The organism is Acidovorax sp. 59, assembly GCF_002754175.1.
GTDB classification, from domain to species: domain Bacteria; phylum Pseudomonadota; class Gammaproteobacteria; order Burkholderiales; family Burkholderiaceae_C; genus Acidovorax; species Acidovorax delafieldii.
Genome location: NZ_PEET01000001.1, coordinates 3,899,156 through 3,911,778, shown reverse-complemented (window position 1 = coordinate 3,911,778; position 12,623 = coordinate 3,899,156). Strand labels below are relative to the sequence as shown.

General features: G+C 59.2%; 15 protein-coding genes. All 15 read left to right on the top strand.

Annotation, left to right across the window (positions count from 1 at the left end):
• Positions 1-1,089 (top strand): dTDP-glucose 4,6-dehydratase, encoded by a 1,089-nt coding sequence (gene rfbB, locus CLU87_RS17770; RefSeq protein ID WP_099732231.1) that lies wholly within the window; start codon positions 1-3, stop codon positions 1,087-1,089.
• Positions 1,086-1,976, top strand: coding sequence for a dTDP-4-dehydrorhamnose reductase (gene rfbD, locus CLU87_RS17765; protein ID WP_099731304.1), 891 nt, complete (start codon positions 1,086-1,088; stop codon positions 1,974-1,976). The genes rfbB and rfbD overlap by 4 nt, the downstream gene beginning before the upstream one ends.
• Before the next feature lie 14 nt (positions 1,977-1,990).
• Positions 1,991-2,875: a glucose-1-phosphate thymidylyltransferase RfbA gene (rfbA, locus tag CLU87_RS17760; protein ID WP_099731303.1), complete on the top strand. Its 885-nt coding sequence runs from the start codon at positions 1,991-1,993 to the stop codon at positions 2,873-2,875.
• A gap of 8 nt (positions 2,876-2,883) precedes the next feature.
• Positions 2,884-3,441, top strand: coding sequence for a dTDP-4-dehydrorhamnose 3,5-epimerase (gene rfbC, locus CLU87_RS17755; protein WP_099731302.1), 558 nt, complete (start codon positions 2,884-2,886; stop codon positions 3,439-3,441).
• A gap of 62 nt (positions 3,442-3,503) precedes the next feature.
• On the top strand, positions 3,504-4,271 hold the full coding sequence (locus tag CLU87_RS23200) for a glycosyl transferase (RefSeq protein ID WP_233193814.1): 768 nt from the start codon (positions 3,504-3,506) through the stop codon (positions 4,269-4,271).
• Positions 4,272-4,319: 48 nt separating this feature from the next.
• On the top strand, positions 4,320-6,038 hold the full coding sequence (locus CLU87_RS17750; RefSeq protein WP_099731301.1) for a GspE/PulE family protein: 1,719 nt from the start codon (positions 4,320-4,322) through the stop codon (positions 6,036-6,038).
• A complete protein-coding gene (locus CLU87_RS17745; protein WP_099731300.1) occupies positions 6,031-7,293 on the top strand; it encodes a type II secretion system F family protein in 1,263 nt (420 codons plus the stop codon). Before CLU87_RS17750 ends, CLU87_RS17745 begins: the two co-directional genes overlap by 8 nt.
• A 36-nt stretch (positions 7,294-7,329) precedes the next feature.
• The gene (gene gspG / locus CLU87_RS17740; RefSeq protein ID WP_099731299.1) at positions 7,330-7,767 is read left to right on the top strand and encodes a type II secretion system major pseudopilin GspG; all 438 of its coding nucleotides are present in this window, start codon (positions 7,330-7,332) and stop codon (positions 7,765-7,767) included.
• Positions 7,768-7,797: 30 nt separating this feature from the next.
• The gene (locus CLU87_RS17735; RefSeq protein ID WP_099731298.1) at positions 7,798-8,286 is read left to right on the top strand and encodes a GspH/FimT family pseudopilin; all 489 of its coding nucleotides are present in this window, start codon (positions 7,798-7,800) and stop codon (positions 8,284-8,286) included.
• Entirely contained in the window at positions 8,283-8,726 is a 444-nt protein-coding gene (locus CLU87_RS17730) for a prepilin-type N-terminal cleavage/methylation domain-containing protein (RefSeq protein WP_233193812.1), read from the top strand. The genes CLU87_RS17735 and CLU87_RS17730 overlap by 4 nt, the downstream gene beginning before the upstream one ends.
• On the top strand, positions 8,723-9,412 hold the full coding sequence (locus CLU87_RS17725; RefSeq protein WP_158236087.1) for a prepilin-type N-terminal cleavage/methylation domain-containing protein: 690 nt from the start codon (positions 8,723-8,725) through the stop codon (positions 9,410-9,412). Before CLU87_RS17730 ends, CLU87_RS17725 begins: the two co-directional genes overlap by 4 nt.
• On the top strand, positions 9,325-10,248 hold the full coding sequence (locus CLU87_RS23195; RefSeq protein ID WP_143227296.1) for a general secretion pathway protein GspK: 924 nt from the start codon (positions 9,325-9,327) through the stop codon (positions 10,246-10,248). The genes CLU87_RS17725 and CLU87_RS23195 overlap by 88 nt, the downstream gene beginning before the upstream one ends.
• Positions 10,249-10,265: 17 nt before the next feature.
• Positions 10,266-11,423 (top strand): PilN domain-containing protein, encoded by a 1,158-nt coding sequence (locus CLU87_RS17720; RefSeq protein ID WP_143227295.1) that lies wholly within the window; start codon positions 10,266-10,268, stop codon positions 11,421-11,423.
• On the top strand, positions 11,420-11,971 hold the full coding sequence (gene gspM, locus CLU87_RS17715; RefSeq protein ID WP_158236085.1) for a type II secretion system protein GspM: 552 nt from the start codon (positions 11,420-11,422) through the stop codon (positions 11,969-11,971). Before CLU87_RS17720 ends, gspM begins: the two co-directional genes overlap by 4 nt.
• Positions 11,968-12,621 (top strand): hypothetical protein, encoded by a 654-nt coding sequence (locus CLU87_RS23190; protein ID WP_143227294.1) that lies wholly within the window; start codon positions 11,968-11,970, stop codon positions 12,619-12,621. The genes gspM and CLU87_RS23190 overlap by 4 nt, the downstream gene beginning before the upstream one ends.
• Positions 12,622-12,623 lie beyond the last annotated feature (2 nt).

Here is a 12,623-nt window from a genome sequence, read left to right as displayed (position 1 = left end):
ATGATTCTGGTTACTGGCGGCGCGGGTTTCATCGGCGCCAACTTCGTTCTTGACTGGCTTGCTGCCTCCAGCGAGCCCGTGGTCAACCTCGACAAGCTCACCTACGCGGGCAACCTGCACAACCTGGACAGCGTGCAGGGCGACGCGCGCCATATCTTTGTGCAGGGCGATATCGGCGACACCGCGCTGGTGGCCCGCTTGCTGGCTGAGCGCAAGCCGCGCGCCGTGGTCAACTTCGCGGCTGAATCGCATGTGGATCGCTCCATCCATGGCCCCGAGGATTTCATCCAGACCAACATCGTGGGCTCGTTCCGCCTGCTGGAGGCCGTGCGTGCCTACTGGAGCGCGCTCCCCGAGGGCGAACGTGCCGCCTTCCGCTTCCTGCATGTGTCCACCGACGAGGTCTACGGATCGCTGGCCCCCACCGACCCGGCCTTCGCCGAGACGCGTGGCTTTGAGCCCAACAGCCCTTACAGCGCCAGCAAGGCCGCCAGCGACCACCTGGTGCGCGCCTGGCACCACACCTATGGCCTGCCTGTGCTCACCACCAACTGCAGCAACAACTACGGGCCGTACCACTTCCCCGAGAAGCTGATCCCGCTGATGATCGTGAACGCTCTGGCCGGCAAGAACCTGCCGGTGTATGGCGACGGCATGCAGGTGCGCGACTGGCTGTACGTGAAGGACCACTGCAGCGCCATCCGCCGCGTGCTGGAAGCCGGTACGCCCGGCGAGACCTATAACGTGGGCGGCTGGAACGAGAAGCCCAACATAGAGATCGTGAACATGGTGTGTGCGCTGCTCGACGAGCTGCGCCCCCGCGCCGACGGCAGGAGCTACAAGGCCCAGATCACGTACGTGAAAGACCGCCCCGGCCACGACCGCCGCTACGCGATCGATGCGCGCAAGATCGAGCGTGAGCTGGGCTGGAAGCCTGCGGAGACCTTCGACACCGGCATCCGCAAGACCGTGCAGTGGTACCTGGAGAATGGCGACTGGGTGGCCAGTGTGCAGACTGGTGCGTACCGCGATTGGGTGGAGACCCAGTACGAGCAGCAGCCAACCCCCGCAGCGGACGCCCGCGCATGAACATCCTGCTCTTTGGCAAAGGCGGCCAGGTTGGCTGGGAGTTGCAGCGTAGCTTGTCCATGTTGGGCACGGTCACGGCGCTGGACCACGACAGCGCGGATCACTGCGGCGACTTTGCGAACCCGGCGGGTGTGGCCGAGACGTTGCGCGCCCTGCGCCCCGACATCATCGTCAATGCTGCGGCCCACACCGCTGTGGACAAGGCCGAGAGCGAAGCCAATTTCGCTCGCACGCTGAATGCCACCACTCCCGGCGCCATCGCGCTGGAGGCGGCGAAGCTCGGCGCATGGCTGGTGCACTACAGCACCGACTACGTCTTTGACGGCAGCGGCAGCCGCCCCTGGGTCGAGACCGACATGCCTGCTCCCTTGAGCGTGTACGGCCGCACCAAGCTCGAGGGCGAGCAGCTCATCGCGCAGGCGTGCCCCAAGCACCTCATTCTGCGCACCAGCTGGGTCTATGCGGCGCGCGGCGGCAACTTCGCCAAGACCATGCTGCGGCTGGCGCAGGAGCGCGATCGCCTGACCGTGATCGACGACCAGTGGGGCGCGCCCACGGGGGCCGACCTGCTGGCCGATGTGACGGCGCATGCGCTGCGTCACGTGCAGCAGCGCCCGCAGGACGCAGGTCTGTACCACTGTGTCGCAGCCGGTGAAACGAACTGGAACGAGTACGCAAAGTTCGTGATCGCGCAGGCGCAGCTTGCGCAACCTGCTATCCAAATCAAAGCAAAAGAAGTCGCGCCCGTCCCTTCGAGCGCATTTCCCACTCCTGCGGTGCGCCCGCACAATTCGCGCCTTCATACCGGCAAGCTGCAGACCACCTTCGGCCTGCAGATGCCGCACTGGCAAGCGGGCGTGGCGCGCATGCTGGCTGAAGTTCTCTGATCGGTACTCTCTACATGACGCGACGCAAAGGCATCATCCTGGCTGGAGGCTCCGGCACTCGGCTGCATCCGGCCACCCTGGCTATCAGCAAGCAGCTCCTGCCGGTGTACGACAAGCCGATGATCTACTACCCCCTGAGCACGCTCATGCTCGCGGGCATTCGGGACATCCTCATCATCAGTACACCGCAAGACACGCCCCGTTTTGAGCAACTGTTGGGTGACGGCAGCCAGTGGGGATTGAACTTGCAGTACGCAGTGCAGCCAAGTCCAGACGGCCTGGCGCAGGCTTTCCTGATCGGCGAAGTCTTTTTGAGTGGAGCTCCTAGTGCGCTGGTGCTCGGTGACAACATCTTCTACGGGCACGACTTCCACGAGCTGCTGAAAAACGCCCGGCAGCGAGAAGTGGGGGCCAGTGTTTTTGCCTACCATGTGCAGGACCCTGAGCGCTATGGCGTGGCTGAGTTCGATTCCCGGGGTAAAGTGCTTTCTCTGGAGGAAAAACCAGCACAACCCAAGAGCAGCTATGCGGTCACAGGCCTGTACTTCTACGACGACCAAGTGGTTGAGATGGCCAAGAAACTTCAGCCCTCGCCGCGTGGAGAGCTGGAGATCACTGATTTGAACCGTCTGTATCTGGAGCAAGGGCAGTTGAGCGTAGAGATCATGGGGCGGGGTTATGCGTGGCTCGATACAGGCACGCATGAAAGTCTCCTGGAGGCGGGCCAGTTCATCGCCACCCTCGAGCGCCGCCAGGGTCTCAAGATCGCCTGCCCCGAAGAAATCGCGTGGCGCCAGCAATGGATCGACGCCGCCCAGCTTAAGCGCCTTGCGCTGCCCCTCACCAAGAACGGCTACGGCCAGTATCTGTTGCGCGTGGCCCAGGAAAAAATTTATTGAGAACCCGTATGCAAGCCACCCCCCTCGCTATTCCCGACGTCGTTCTGATCCAGCCGAAGGTGTTCGGGGATGCCCGCGGGTTTTTCTTTGAGAGCTTCAATCAGCGGGTTTTTAACGAAGCGACGGGGACGTCCCATCAGTTCGTCCAGGATAACCACAGCCGCAGCGCTAAGGGCGTTTTGAGGGGGTTGCACTTCCAGTTGGAACCGTGGGCGCAGGGCAAGTTGGTACGCTGTGTCAGAGGGGCTGTTTTCGATGTGGCGGTTGATATTCGAAAAAACTCGCCCTCTTTTGGACAATGGGTTGGTGCCGAGCTGACTGAGGAAAATAACCAACAGCTGTGGGTGCCCCCTGGCTTTGCCCATGGATTTTTAACGTTGAGCGATACCGCAGATTTTTTGTATAAAACTACTGCTTACTATGCCCCAGAGGCTGAGCGTTCTATCGCCTGGAACGATCCGCGCATCGGAGTGACATGGCCAGAAACTGGCGATAGTCCTGTGCTATCAAACAAAGACCGCGATGCTCCTCGTCTCGACGATCTCATTGCGATATTGGATCAATAGATGTTCGGGGTCTTCGGGTGTCTGTGAGTATTTCCGTGGTTAGTCACGGGCATGGTGCGCAAGTGCTGGCTCTTTTGCAGCTGCTATCGGCTGCACCTGACTTGTCTTGGTGCCAGCGCATTTGGATCACCATCAATGTGCCAGAGCCAAAGCTATTGGATGGTCTTCGACCATGGCAGGTCAATGGAGAGTATTGCATCGGGCGAATCAAATTTTTTTTGATCGTTAACCGGCACCCCCTGGGGTTTGGTGCAAATCACAACCAGGCTTTTTTGAAGGATCGATCGCAAAATAGTCCTTCCAAGTATTTTGTTGTGATGAATCCAGATATTTCGTGGAGTGCGGATCCTTGGCTCGCCTTGCTGGATAGCGCTTGTCAGCCGGAGGTTGGTTGCGTATATCCCATACAAATCGACGGCAAAGGACGACCTCAGGACTACCGGCGTCTGCTTCCCACGCCGTGGGCGCTATGGAAAAGGCATGTGTTGAAAAGTTCGTCCGAGCGAGATGTGCACATTCCCGATTGGGTAAGTGCCGCGCTATTACTGTTTCCTGCCGAGGTGTTTGCTGAAATTCAGGGATTTGATGAGCGTTACCACATGTATTGCGAGGATGTCGACATCTGCCTGCGGTTGCAGTTGGCGGGTTACCGCTTGGTGGGGGTGTCAAATGCGTGTGTTACGCACACGGCGCGGCGGGCAAGTCGTAGCGATGCGCACCATTTACTTTGGCATATTCGGAGCCTGTGGCGGCTGTGGTTTTCCTCTGCTTGCTGGAGATTCTGGCGGCAGCGTCATGCTCTTCGGACCCACTCCCCGCGTGGTCGATGACCGTTACCATTCGGTCCCTGCCATCGATCTGTCCCTACCGGCCACTGCATGAACTCCACCATTGCTATTGTTGATCCCACGTTAACCTCCGCACCAAGCATGCGATTGGGTGAGTTGCTTGTGGCGGCTGGGAAGTTGTCAGGCCGTGATCTTGAGCGCGCCTTGGCGGCCCAGGAGGAAATGGGGGGGCTGCTGGGGAGCGTGCTCTCTCGCTTGGGCCTAGTATCCGAGGTGGATGTCGCTCAAGCGCTGTCCCGGCAGCTGTCTGTACCCTGGCTGCAGGGCGAGCAATTTCCGTCGGTTCTTCCCGAAGTGGCAGGCCTTTTGCCCGAGTTTGCGCGTGCTCACGGCATCGTGCCGATACGTCTCGATGACACGGGGCTCACAGTGGCCATGGTGGCTCCGCAAAACGCATACGTCATCAAGGCGCTGCGCCTTGCCACGGGTCTTGCTATCCATCCGTGTCTTGCGCTGGCGGCCGACGTGGAAAAAGCGTTGTCCACCCAGGTAGAGGCAGTAGAGGAAGAACCCGACCACGAGATATTTGAGGGCGATGGGGGAGACTTCGTTGAGCACCTCAAGGATTTGGCGAGCGAAGCGCCCGTGATTCGGCTCGTGAATGCCATCATTGGTCGGGTGACGGATCTGCGCGCTTCGGATGTACACCTAGAGCCTTTCGATGACGGACTGCATGTACGTTATCGGGTCGATGGTGTCATTTCCACGGCAGAAATTGTTCCGCCGCGGCATAGCGCTGCGGTCAATTCACGCGTGAAACTCATGGCTCACCTGGACATCGCAGAGCGTCGTTTGCCGCAAGACGGGCGCATCAAGACCCGGGTCAAGGGCCGCGAACTAGACCTCCGTGTGTCAACGGTTCCTACTGTTCATGGTGAGAGTGTGGTCATGCGCGTGCTGGATCGCTCGAGCGTCTTGTTCAGCCTGGAGGACATGGGATTTGCGCGAACGACCTTGCAGCGGTTCAATGGCCTGCTGGCTAGGCCGCACGGCATTTTGCTGGTCACGGGACCCACAGGGTCTGGCAAGACGACCACGCTGTACGCAGCGCTCTCCAAAATTGACGCAGACGCGCACAAGATCATCACTGTCGAGGAGCCCGTCGAATACCAATTGGAGGGGATCAACCAGATACAGGTGCATGCCCAGATCGGGCTGACTTTTGCGCGCGCCTTACGATCGATCCTGCGCCAAGACCCCGACATCATCATGATTGGTGAAATGCGCGATGGCGAAACGGCCCAAATTGCGGTGCAGTCTGCGCTGACTGGACACTTGGTCCTGTCTACCCTTCACACCAACACTGCCGCTGGCGCAGTGGTTCGCCTCACCGACATGGGTGTTGAACGGTATTTGATTACTTCATCAGTCAATGGCGTTTTGTCTCAGCGCCTGGTTCGCCGTCTTTGCAAGCTCTGTCGGGAGCCTCATGTTCCAGAAGCCTCGGTGCTGGAAACCACGGGGCTGGGGAGGTTTATTGCTCCTGGTGCTCCCGTCTACAGGGCTGTTGGTTGCGAGCACTGCAGGGGAACGGGATACAGCGGACGAACGGGAGTTCACGAGCTACTGGTTGTCGATGATGTGCTACGGCGCGCAATTCTGGACGGTGCAGATGCTTCCTTATTGCATGCCAAAGCAGTGGCGGCCGGAATGATTAGCCTCTATGACGATGGTTTACGCAAAGTAGCAGAAGGCCAAACTAGCTTGGATGAGGTGCTCCGAGTGACCGAGGACCAGTCGGATGCCTGATTTTTTTTGGAAAGCGGCGACGTCCCAAGGGCAGATGTCCCAGGGTCATCTCGAAGCGCTTGAGCAGGCGCAAGTACTGCGTCATCTGCGATCTCAGGGCCTTACGCCCATTAGCGTCGTAGAGCTCCTTTCAGCCGCGAGTCCTGTGAGTACGACCGGCGTCTCGGAACCAGCAAAGTCCAAACAGCGCTTCTGGAAGCTCGGCAGATCACAGGGGGGAGCAGCGGGGGCGGGTGATGTGCTGCTGCTGACGTCGGAGCTTTCCATAATGCTCAAGGCTGGCTTGGCTTTGGACACGGCGTTGCGGGTGCTTATCGGGATGAGTCATAAGCCCGCAGTTTCAGAGATAACCCACCAGATCTTGGATGACGTCAAAGGGGGGGTCTCCTTGAGTAAGGCGCTCACTAGGCACCGCGACCTGTTTGGGGACTTCTATATCAACATGGTGAGATCTGGAGAAGCCAGTGGCCAGTTGGGTGCGGTCTTCGAGAGACTTGTCGAACACATGGAGCGACTCAGGGCTCTGCGTGAGAGCGTTGTGTCTGCAGCCATATATCCGGCGATTTTGCTAGGAGTCGCCGTACTGTCTCTCGGTGCTATGTTGGGCTTCGTAGTGCCCCAGTTTGAAACCTTGTTCAAAGACATGGGTGATGCCCTGCCTGCGCCGACCCGATTTGTAATGCACCTGGGCCAAGCATTTACGCAATATGGCTGGGCGATTGCCATACTGAGCTTTCTGGTGGGGTGGGCTTTGCGCCGCTGGTGGCGATCACCGCAAGGTAAAGTTTGGTGGCAAAAGAGGGCGCTCGGGATGCCCGTATTGGGGCGATTGCTGCACAAATACGATCTGACGCTCTTCTCGCGTTCACTGGGTACGCTGCTGGGCAATGGTGTCCCGTTGATCTCGGCATTGCACATCGCGACTGAGACCGTCGGCAACGTTAGCCTCAGAGCCTCGCTCGCCAATGTGGCTCCTCGGGTGAAGGACGGCGCCAAGGTGGTAGACGCCTTAGGTGCGACCCAGGTGTTTGAACCTTTGGCTATCAACCTCATCAGAGTGGGCGAAGAGACCGGTCGTATCGGTCCTATGCTCCTGGAGTTGGCCCATATTTATAACCGTGATGTAGAAACCGGAATCAAGCGCGCGCTGACCATGCTGGAGCCGCTACTGATTCTGGTGTTGGGTCTGCTCATTGCGGCCATTATTGTGTCGATCTTGCTCGGCATCCTTTCAGTGAACGATTTGGCTGCCTGATGGCGGCTGCTACTCTCCCCTATCGAAGGCTTATCCATGTCCCCTTTTATGTTGAATGAACGCGCTCAAAAGCACCGGGGTTTTACGTTGATTGAGTTGCTGGTGGTTTTGGCGATTCTTACTTTGCTGGCAGGCCTTGTGGGGCCACGCGTTCTCGGGCAACTGGGTGGGGCGAAGAGCAAGACAGCCGCCGTGCAAATTGCAGACCTCGAAAAATCACTGGAACTTTTTAAGCTGGATGTCGGGCGTTTCCCAACAACCGAAGAGGGATTACAGGCGCTCACCGCAAAGCCCGGATCCGCTAACGGCTGGAACGGTCCGTATATCAAAGGCTCAGTTCCGAACGACCCTTGGGGTAAGCCCTACAAGTACACTAGCCCGGCGCCTGGTGGGGGGGTCGAAATTCTGACCTTCGGCGCCGATGGTGTCGCCGGGGGCGATGGTGAAAACGCTGATGTGCGCAACCAGCAATAGCGAACTGCGGGCATTGCCGTGACTTGTCGGATGCCGCAGCCTCCATTGGGCGTGGCCAGATTTCGGCGCTACTCGCGTCCCGGGGGATTTACGCTTGTGGAACTGCTGGTGGTTTTTGCCATCGGTGCGCTGATCGTGGGTCTGGCCCCTGTGGCCTTTGATAAGTTGCGGGAGGCCACCCAGTACCGCACCACGGTACGTGCCGTAGTTGCAGAACTCCGCAGTGCGCGCATGCGGGCTGCAAGCGGCGGTTCGCCCGTCCGGTTTCAAATGGATATGCGGCACAGGGAGTTTGGTTTGCAGGGTGAGCGTTTTCGGGCCATCCCTTCTGCGCTTGAAATTCGGGCGACTGTGGGGCAGCAAGAACTGACAGACAGACAGGTAGCGAATATCCTGTTCTTGCCAGACGGTGGAGCGACCGGCGGCACCCTGGAGCTGGCCCGCCCTTCGGGTGTCGGCACTCGAATCCGTGTTGATTGGTTGACGGGCCGAGTGGAGCAGGAGCCATTCAGCCAATGACCATGCGCAGGGGTTTCCGGGCCGTGCAACACGGTCTGTCGCTGCTCGAGTTGTTGGTTGCCTTTGCAATCATGGCAATCGCTCTTGGTCTGCTGTATCGCAGCATGGGGTCCAGCGCACGCAATGTGGCGGAAATGGTTTACCAGCAACAGGCCGCAATGGTTGCAGAGTCTCTTTTGTCCTCCCGAGAGTCTGTCGCAGCCGATGGATGGAACGAGTCGGGGGAATCCGCTGGCTTTGCGTGGCAGGTTCGAAGTACTCCCTATGTCCGAAGCGCTGGGCCTGCATCGCTGTCTGCGTCCTCCACATCTCTCAACGTCACCAGACTGCACCAGGTAGTGATCACATTGAATTGGATGGATGGCTCCAGGCCGCAGAAATGGGAACTGCAAACATTGCTCCCCCAGCGCAAGCCGGATCCTGGAGAGGTTGCGCAGTGAAAGCCGCCGAAAAAGGATTCACCTTGGTCGAAATGCTGGTGGCTGTGTCACTGCTGGCCGTGATCATGGTGGCACTGGGGTCATCGTTGCGGACCATCGCTCAGACTGAGTCCAGGGTGGACCAACGCCTTGGACGCATCGACGAGATGCGTGTGTCTGTAGGACTCATGCGGCAACTTATTGCGCGCGTATCGGGGCGTAAGCTGCAAATGCAAACAGCCGAATCGGGTACCGGTCAGGTCGTGCAATTTCGTGCCAGTGCATCCATGATTGAATGGGTGGGCGTCATGCCTGCTCGTCCGGGCGTTGGGGGGCGGCATTATTTCCGCCTGGGGGTGGAAAAAGCTTCCACCGGTCAATTCCAGTTGGTGCTGCGCTTTGTGCCGTGGCTCCCTGAGGCGGGCGATACGCCGGATTGGCGGCGAAGTGATAGCAGGGTGCTGGTGCATCAATTGACGCAATTCAATGTCCAGGCTGAAGGGCGGCCCCCAGCTGGCGCTCCGTTGCAATCGTGGCCAAAGGGGTGGGTGGAGGGCTGGCCGGTCGCGGATCAGTTGCCAGAGCGGGTGCGCCTGCAGATATCCGATATTGACGGCGCATGGCCACCGACCGTTATCGGCATTTTTCCGTTGTTGCAAGGCTCCGGCTCGGGCGGCGGTTTTACTGTCGGTGGTGGGTCGTCATGATCCGAGAAGTGCCGACTCATAGAGGCCTTGCACTTATCGCGGTGCTTTGGATTGTGGCCGCGCTCAGCCTGGCTGCCACTGGGCTGATCCACTCTGCCAAGCTGGAGATTCGCAAGGCTTCGCGCCACCGCGCGGTTGTGGAGGCTGCCGCACTCGGGGACGCCGCGAATCGGTTGGTCCTGCAAGAAATCACTGCGCGCGCTCTACCAGTCAATAAAAGCGAGCATGTAGAGTTGGAGTTTGGAGGCCGGTGGATTCGTGTAAGAGCGCAAAGTCTGAACGGGTTGGTAGACATTAACAATGCCGCAGAACCTCTTTTGGCTGCCTTGTTTCAGCATGCTGCAGGAGTGGCTCCTGCCAATGCTGCGGTTCTGGCGCGCGCTGTGGTGGAATGGCGCAAGCGTCCTGCAGCGGGTGGTACGCCAATAGGCTTCGATGCGCCAGAAGACCTGCTGACTGTTCCAGGGGTGGACTATGCCCTCTATGCTAGGATTCAAGATCTCATCTCGGCCTCCTTACGAGGGGGCGGGCTGGTGAATCCCGAGGCTGCGCCGCTCCCTGTGCTGGTGGTACTCGCAGAAGGTAACGTCGCTCTGGCGAGCCAGCTATACGCCCAGCGTGAAAATTCGCCCCTTCCCATGGACACGACGTCACTCAATGCCGCCTTCAAGGGCGGCGGCTCGGGTGGGCCGCTGAGTGTCATTGCGGAGGTTCCGTTAGATGGTGCTGTAACGCTGGAACGTAGCTGGGTGGTTGCGCTGTCTTCTTCTGGTCGTAATGGCCTGCCGTGGCGTGTCATTGAGCAGCGCCAGCGACTCCTGTCGTCGGCAAATTGATCCGCGATAAGCATTAAATGGCATCTATTCAAAATGATGCACGGTTGTTCGGGCTGGACCTGAGTAGCGTGCTGGATGATCTGAAGATAGCGTGGTGTGGCATGCTGGGTTGGCGTGTTCTCGCATGGCTGCGTCCCGAGCCTGTAGTTCGATGGCTGAGGGCCAATCGGCAAAGCGAGGTCTATCGGGGTTTGCGTAAGGATCCCCGTGTATCGCCCGCCGCAGCCAAGGCGGCTCGATTCGCAGCGGTGGAAGTGCCTGACGACCTGCTGTTGCGCCACGTGGTTCAACTACCACCATTGCCCAGCGCTGCTTCAGAGGGGGCCTTGTTGTTCGAGGTGCAGAACCTGAGCCCTTTTCCTTGGGATGAATTGTTATGGGTCAGCAGTGACATAAATGATCGTGAGCGTGACGCCGGACAAGCAACACTCAGCCAGGGGCGCCGCATTGCTGTTGTCCTTACATCGCGCAGCATGGTTCAAGCGCATCTTGCAGCCATGCAATCGACAGAGGCCATAGCGTCCAATGCGGTCAGTCCGGAGGTGTGGGTGGATATGGGGAATGGGCGGCCTGCGGTCCTTCCCGGGTTTGGGGAGGCTCGGCGCCTTGCTTACCAGAGCCGGTGGCAGCGAGTAAACGCTGTGTTGTGTTCCGGTACGGTGCTGCTGTTGGCAGGGTTGCTGGTAACGCCCACCCTGCAGTTGCGTCTGCGCGCCCTAGATGCGGTCGATCAGTACACGGCCTTGCAAAAGCAGGTTGCTCCATTGATTCAGCAGCGCGAAGCCTACGTCAGGGCGCAAGGTTTTCTGCAGGCCCTTCCTGAGTATGCAGTTCCCCCGGGGGCGGCGCTCCAAATCCTGGACATGATTACCCGCGCGCTCCCTGACGACACCTCGTTGCAATCTTTTCAATTGTCCGCGCCAGAAGGCCCGGGAAAGCCACCTAAAGTCTTGTTGGTGGGGCAAACGGGTAACGCAGCGGCCTTGATGCAACAACTGGGCGCGCAGCCTGGATTTAAGGACGTCAAGGCCCCTTCAGCGGCAGTCAAACCCCTCGGTGCAATCAAAGAGAGCTTCAGCATCGAACTGCTGGTAGACCTTACCCAGGCCAGTGGGTTAGCTTCTGCATCGCCATCACCCTCGATGCCAGCCGCATCTTCGGGAGCCAAGCCTTGAACCGAATTCCTCCTCGCATAGCCGTACTGCAGGCGATCATTCTTGCGATCTTGCTGGCGATCCCTGTGATCGCGGGGGTGTTTGTTTGGAACAAGCACCGCTGGGCACAGGACCAATTGTCACAACTGGAGCCCCGCTTTGCCAGGTTATCTGGTTTGCAAAAGGGCAAAGACAGCCTGGCACAGGCCGAGGCATCTGCAAAAGCGCTATTGGCAGGCCAGGCTTATCCAAACGCACAGGATGCTGTTCAGGCTGGCAACGACGCGCAGCAGCGCATACGCACCCTTTTCGCCGATAGCAAACTCGACATTGGAAGTATCCAGGTATTGCCGGCCAAAGAGCAGCAGGTCTTTGACCGCATAGGGATAGCGCTGCGGGTAGAGGGCGACCTTGCTGGCCTGCAAAACGCCATGGCGCTACTGGACAAGCAATCGCCAACGGTGTGGGTGGACAACTTGTCCATTCAAACCATCGGTGCAGTCAAGCCTAAATCCGCGCAGCGTCTTGCTGCACAAGTCAATCTCTTCGTCCTGCGAGTCCGCTCATGACCGCATTCAGAGCATTGGTGGTCTTGATGATCGCCTTGAGTGGAGGGCTCGCATGGATGTGGGTGGCGCCTTCTGGTCAACTGCGGTCTCATGCCTGGACTCCTCCTGCGCCGATTACCCCCGACATGCCTGCGCCCAAGCTGCCTGCTGGGCTGGAGACAAAGCAGGGTGCTGGGGTCGGCGCATATGTGGCTATTTTGGATCGCCCCTTGTTTGCGCCCGACCGGCGCCCGCCGCCTCCCCCTGATGCCGCTCCTGAGGCGCCAAAGCCAGATCCGTTGGCTGGGCTGACCCTGTATGGCATTTTTAAAGGCCCTGATTTCAGTGGCATCGTGGCGCGGGTGAACGACAAAGTTCGCAGGGTTCGCCTCAACGAACCGCTGGGTGAGTGGACGGTACAGTCCATCGAGGGACGAGAAGTCACTTTTGCTCGTGGTGATGAGACTCGTAGCGTCCGCCTAGTGCATGTGTTTGGACCGCAGCCGCCCGCTGCCGCAGGCAGTCCTGCGCCTGTTGCTGCGTCGCCGTCAATCGGTGGCCGTCCTGACCTCGTGTCCATTCAACAACAAGAGCAAGAGGCTGCCCGTGAGCGGCTGCGCCAACGCAACGAACTGTTTCGCAAAGCTGGGCTTCCCCCCGTCAAAGAATGAGT

Bases quoted from the DNA above. Each gene is read 5' to 3' on its own strand.
- CLU87_RS17745 (WP_099731300.1), top strand. From the start codon at position 6,031: ATGCCTGATTTTTTTTGGAAAGCGGCGACGTCCCAAGGGCAGATGTCC.
- rfbA (WP_099731303.1), top strand. From the start codon at position 1,991: ATGACGCGACGCAAAGGCATCATCCTGGCTGGAGGCTCCGGCACTCGG.
- rfbB (WP_099732231.1), top strand. From the start codon at position 1: ATGATTCTGGTTACTGGCGGCGCGGGTTTCATCGGCGCCAACTTCGTT.
- CLU87_RS23195 (WP_143227296.1), top strand. From the start codon at position 9,325: ATGGCCACCGACCGTTATCGGCATTTTTCCGTTGTTGCAAGGCTCCGG.
- CLU87_RS17720 (WP_143227295.1), top strand. From the start codon at position 10,266: ATGGCATCTATTCAAAATGATGCACGGTTGTTCGGGCTGGACCTGAGT.
- rfbC (WP_099731302.1), top strand. From the start codon at position 2,884: ATGCAAGCCACCCCCCTCGCTATTCCCGACGTCGTTCTGATCCAGCCG.
- CLU87_RS23190 (WP_143227294.1), top strand. From the start codon at position 11,968: ATGACCGCATTCAGAGCATTGGTGGTCTTGATGATCGCCTTGAGTGGA.
- CLU87_RS17750 (WP_099731301.1), top strand. From the start codon at position 4,320: ATGAACTCCACCATTGCTATTGTTGATCCCACGTTAACCTCCGCACCA.
- gspG (WP_099731299.1), top strand. From the start codon at position 7,330: ATGTCCCCTTTTATGTTGAATGAACGCGCTCAAAAGCACCGGGGTTTT.
- rfbD (WP_099731304.1), top strand. From the start codon at position 1,086: ATGAACATCCTGCTCTTTGGCAAAGGCGGCCAGGTTGGCTGGGAGTTG.
- CLU87_RS17735 (WP_099731298.1), top strand. From the start codon at position 7,798: ATGCCGCAGCCTCCATTGGGCGTGGCCAGATTTCGGCGCTACTCGCGT.
- CLU87_RS17730 (WP_233193812.1), top strand. From the start codon at position 8,283: ATGACCATGCGCAGGGGTTTCCGGGCCGTGCAACACGGTCTGTCGCTG.